Origin of the sequence: Phenylobacterium sp. (assembly GCF_020402505.1) — a bacterium.
Taxonomy (GTDB): Bacteria; Pseudomonadota; Alphaproteobacteria; order Caulobacterales; family Caulobacteraceae; genus Phenylobacterium.
Window position 1 is genome coordinate 1 of sequence record NZ_JADBZL010000051.1, and the last position, 4,440, is coordinate 4,440.

Here is a 4,440-nt window from a genome sequence, read left to right on the forward strand (position 1 = left end):
AGCCGCGAAGGCTGGGCCTCCTGCTCCCGCAGGATCCCGAAGATCTGCTCTCCAGTGAACCTGGATCGCTTCATCCGTCCGTCCCTTCCCCGGGGCGGACCCCAATAGTCCCTGGCGGAGTTTCAGGGGGTCACGTGGGAACCCTCTGATCTTGCGAGGAAATCCCGGAGCCACAGCAAGTCTGGGCGTGTGTTGCACAAAGAAATTCGCTGCTCATTCCCTGTTCACAGGGAAACCCAACCTTCCAGGAAGGGCCCGGAGACGCGCCCCCTTCCGGGCCCAAACCGCCCCTCGAACCCCGCCCTCAGGGGCGTCTCCACAGACGGTTCGGGTGCGAATAGGCCCGCAGGTTCCGCGACATGGCGGAACCCATCTGCTCAGGCAGGGATGTCGGGAGGGTGGGTGGCGGGCCGTCCAGGCCGGCGCCCTGACGGCGGCGGTGGACCGGGAGCGGTCGCCTACCAGCCCGGACCGCCGCGACTTCGTGCGCGCGGCGCCCTTCCGGGCCCTTTGCACCCGCTGGGGCGTGGACCCCGCCTACGCGGCCCGCCGCTACGCCCTCTCCCTGCCCGACTTGGATCTGGTGGTCCTGGGCGTCAAGAACCGCGCGGAACTTGGCCTGTGCCTGAAGGCGGAGGCCGACGGTCCCTATTCCGACGCGGAGATGGCGGCGATCGACGGCCTGAGGCTCAAGTCGGCGGGGGGGTGAGGCAGACGTGAGGTTCAGACCGAACGCCTGCGCTGCCGCAGGGTTGCAAGAAACAAGGAAAAGGCGGGCGTCAGCTGGCGCCGGTCGGGATAATACAGGTGGTAACCCGGGAATGGCGGACACCAGTCTTCAAGGACCCGGACCAGGCGCCCTGACGCGAGCAGGCTAGAGGCCTGATCCTCCAGGACGCAGGCCAGTCCCAAACCCTCCGCGGACGCCTGCAGTATGATCCCGACATCATTAAGGATCAGCGGTCCATCGACGCGAACATTGAGATCACGCCCACCCCTGCTGAATTCCCACGCATAAAGTCCGCCGCTCGAGGGCATGCGGATGTTGATGCAGGCGTGGGAGGTCAGCTCCTGGGGTGAACCTGGGACACCACGGGCCGCCAGATAGTCCGGCGACCCCACGACGGCCATCCGGAGTTCCGGCCCGATCGGCGCGGCGATCATATCCTTCGCGACCTGTTCCCCCAGTCGAACACCCGCATCGAAACGTTCGGCGACGATCTCGGTTAGATGCCCATCGACGGAAATCTCGACGTTCACTTCAGGGTTTTCCCTGAGCATCTGGCTGACGGCCGGCCAAAGGATCGTCTCTGCAGCATGGCGACTGGAGGTAATCCGCACCGTGCCCGCCGGGCGCTCCCGAAAGGCGCTCAGCGCCGCGAGACGCGCGTCAATCTCACCCAAGGCCGGCCTCAGGGTTGCGATCAATTGCTCGCCGGCTTCCGTCGGCGCCACATTGCGCGTGTTGCGCGTCAGCAGCTTGATGCCAATCGACGCTTCGAGGCGTCGCACGATCTGGCTGATTGCGGATTGCGAGGCGCCAAGCTGGGCCGCCGCCCGGGTGAAACTGCGCGCCTCGGCAACGGCGAGGAAGACCGCCAGATCACGGAGATCTTCCCGCCGCATTCATAAGCTCCAATGATAGCCTCATGCATGATTTAGCGACTAATCGCTGAAATGGCGATCCTCTAGGTTCAGCCGGTGCTGGCCGGGCGGCCAGCGGTCGATGACCTCGAGAACGAACCCCGGAGAACGTCATGAAAATGCGAAGCCTTGGTGGCCTGACCGTCAGCGAAATCGGCTTTGGCTGCATGGGCCTCGACTTCAGCTACGGCCACCGGATCAGTCATGTTGAGGGCGTCACCCTCATTCGCGCCGCCGCGGATCGTGGCGTGACCCTCTTCGACACCGCCGAAATCTATGGGCCGTTCAGCAATGAGGAGATGGTCGGCGCGGCGCTTCGGCCGATCCGCGACCAGGTCGTCATCGCCACCAAGTTCGGCTTCGATGTCGATCCGGAGACACGTCGTCCCCGGGGGATCTCCAGCCGGCCGGAGAAGATCCGGGAGGTGGTGGAGCGATCGCTGAAACGGCTCGGCGTCGAGACCATAGACCTGCTGTACCAGCATCGGGTCGACCCCAAAGTGCCCATCGAGGATGTCGCAGGCGTCGTCCAGGACCTGATCAAGGAAGGCAAGGCGCGCCATTTCGGGCTTTCCGAGCCGGGCGTGAACACGCTGCGGCGAGCACATGCCGTGCAACCTGTCTCAGCCGTTCAGAACGAATACTCCCTGTGGTGGCGCGCACCTGAGACGAATGGGATCCTCGCAGCCTGCGACGAGCTCGGCATCGGGTTCGTGCCTTACAGCCCGCTCGGCAAGGGCTTCCTGACGGGTGCGATCAGCGCGGAAACCAAGCTGGAAAAGACCGACTTCCGCGCGACGATCCCGCGGTTCCAGCCCGAGGCCCGGGCCAAGAACCTGGCCTTCGTCGATCTTCTGAAGCAGGTCGGTGAGGCCCGCGGCGCGACGCCGGCCCAGGTCGCCCTGGCCTGGCTCCTGGCCCAGCGACCCTACGTCGTTCCGATCCCGGGCACGACGAAGTTGCACCGCCTGGAGGAGAACCTGGGCGCTGCCGTACTTCAACTGACCCCTGAAGACACCCTGGCGATCACGGCCGCACTCTCAAGTCTGAACGCCGAAGGCGACCGCTACAACGCCGCCTCAATGGCGATGACCGGCGTGGAGGCGCCTCCAAGGCTGTGACGGGTCGCTGGCGGTTCCTGCGATCAGGCTGAGACTGATGCGATGAGTTTGGGACTGGCGAGAGGCAAGAAACGGGTGGCGGTGACGCAGGGATTCGAACCCTGGATACCCTTTCGGGTATGACGATTTAGCAAACCGTTGCCTTCAGCCACTCGGCCACGTCACCAGTCCCCGGCGGGGAGCGCCTCTCTTAGCCGAAGGCGGCGTTGCGGCGCAACGGCCTGCTTCCAGGTCCCATTCCCTACATGCCCCTGTAGACAGGCCTCAGGTCCGGGAAGTCCGGCTCGCGGCCCTCCTGCCGGGCCTTGAAGGTCTCGGCCATGTCGGCGGCGGGGAACATGCCCGCCTGCCAGACGCGAAGATAGTCCAGGGCCGTCTCGGTGTCGTGCTCGCGGGCGTAGTTGATCATCACCTTGGAGCCGGCCACCGCCAGGGGCGACTTGGCGGCGATCTCCCGGGCGACGGCCAGGGCGTGGGCGACCACCGCCTCGGGGTCCGGCAGGACGGCGTTGACCAGGCCGATCTCGCGGGCGGCCTCCGCAGGCAGGCGCCGCCCGGTATAGGCCAGTTCGCGCACCCAGCCCTGCGGGATCAGCCGGCAGAGCCGCGGAAAGGTGCCGGCGTCGGCGGTCATGCCGATGTTGATCTCCTGGATGCAGAAGAAGGCCTCGGCGCTGGCGTAGCGGATGTCGCAGGCGGCGGTCAGGTCCACCCCGCCGCCGACACAGCCGCCCTGGATGGCGGCGATCACCGGCATGCGGGCCCGGTCCAGGCAGGAGAAGGCGTCCTGCAGGGACTCCAGGTGCGCGCGGGAGGCTTCGCCGGCGATGTCCGGACGCCGAGACCCCTCCCCCGTCCCGCCGCCGACGCCGGAGAAGTTCTGGAGGTCCATGCCCGCCGTGAAGTGCCGGCCGGTGGAGGAGCTGACGATCACCCGGGCCCGGGCGTTGTCGCTGATGTCGTCGACAATGGCCGGAAGCTCGTTCCAGAAGGCCCGGTTCATGGAGTTGAAGGCGTCCGGGCGGTTCAGCCGGATGTGGGCGACCCGGTCCTGGAGGGTGACCTCGAAGCAGGTCCAGGCCGTCTCGAACGCCGAAGCCATGGCACTTCCTCCTCCATTCGCCGGGCTCAGAGCCCGAGCTTCGCCTTCAGGATTTGGTTGACCGCGCCGGGATTGGCCTTGCCGCCGGTGGCCTTCATGACCTGGCCGACGAACCAGCCGATGGCCTGAGGCTTCTCGCGCACGGCCGCGGCCTGGCCGGGATTGTCGGCGATCAGCTGGTCGACCAGGGCCTCAAGGGCGCCGGTGTCCGACACCTGCTGGAGCCCTTGCGCCTCGACGACGGCGCGCGGCCGGCCCTCGCCGGCCCACATGCGCTCGAAGACGTCCTTGGCGATCTTGGAGGAGATGACCCCTTCCTCGATCAGGGCCACCAGCTCGGCGATCTCGTCCGGGGCGATGGGGCTCTCGGAGATCGGCGTCCCGGCGGCCGTCAGGCGGGCGGCGAGGTCGTTGGTCACCCAGTTGGCCACAAGCTTGGCGTCGCGGCCCTTGGCGGCGGCCTCGTAATAGTCGGCCCTGGCCTGTTCGCTGATCAGCACGCCGGCGTCGTAGGCGGTCAGGCCGTACTGGCTCTGGAAGCGCGCCTTCTTGGCGTCCGGCAGTTCCGGCAGG

Annotated in this window: 4 protein-coding genes, 1 tRNA gene and 1 pseudogene; 2 read left to right on the plus strand and 4 right to left on the minus strand. The window is 66.8% G+C overall.

The genetic code is table 11. The features are described 5' to 3' along the window. Positions 1–331: 331 nt before the first annotated feature. Complete coding sequence (locus IM632_RS04230; protein WP_296484450.1) at positions 332–709, plus strand: aldo/keto reductase; 378 nt, start codon at positions 332–334, stop codon at positions 707–709. A gap of 14 nt (positions 710–723) precedes the next feature. Here IM632_RS04230 and IM632_RS04235 read toward each other — a convergent pair whose 3' ends face one another. Then, positions 724–1,626, minus strand: a complete 903-nt coding sequence (locus IM632_RS04235) for a LysR family transcriptional regulator (RefSeq protein WP_296484447.1) — start codon at positions 1,624–1,626, stop codon at positions 724–726. A gap of 131 nt (positions 1,627–1,757) precedes the next feature. Here IM632_RS04235 and IM632_RS04240 point away from each other — a divergent pair, with 131 nt between their 5' ends. Further along, positions 1,758–2,765 carry an aldo/keto reductase gene (locus tag IM632_RS04240; RefSeq protein ID WP_296518671.1) on the plus strand — a complete coding sequence of 336 codons (1,008 nt, stop codon included), beginning with the start codon at positions 1,758–1,760 and terminating at the stop codon, positions 2,763–2,765. 76 nt (positions 2,766–2,841) lie between these two features. Here IM632_RS04240 and IM632_RS04245 read toward each other — a convergent pair. The 3 genes and pseudogenes from IM632_RS04245 to gatB form a co-directional block, all read right to left on the minus strand. Continuing rightward, a tRNA-Ser gene (locus IM632_RS04245) sits at positions 2,842–2,931 on the minus strand. Between the two features lie 75 nt (positions 2,932–3,006). Continuing rightward, positions 3,007–3,867, minus strand: a complete 861-nt coding sequence (locus IM632_RS04250) for an enoyl-CoA hydratase-related protein (protein WP_296552040.1) — start codon at positions 3,865–3,867, stop codon at positions 3,007–3,009. Positions 3,868–3,893: 26 nt separating this feature from the next. After that, positions 3,894–4,440, minus strand: a pseudogene (gatB, locus tag IM632_RS04255) (Asp-tRNA(Asn)/Glu-tRNA(Gln) amidotransferase GatCAB subunit B); the annotation flags it as partial.

Bases quoted from the DNA above. Each gene is read 5' to 3' on its own strand.
- IM632_RS04235 (WP_296484447.1), bottom strand. From the start codon at position 1,626: ATGCGGCGGGAAGATCTCCGTGATCTGGCGGTCTTCCTCGCCGTTGCC.
- IM632_RS04240 (WP_296518671.1), top strand. From the start codon at position 1,758: ATGAAAATGCGAAGCCTTGGTGGCCTGACCGTCAGCGAAATCGGCTTT.
- IM632_RS04250 (WP_296552040.1), bottom strand. From the start codon at position 3,867: ATGGCTTCGGCGTTCGAGACGGCCTGGACCTGCTTCGAGGTCACCCTC.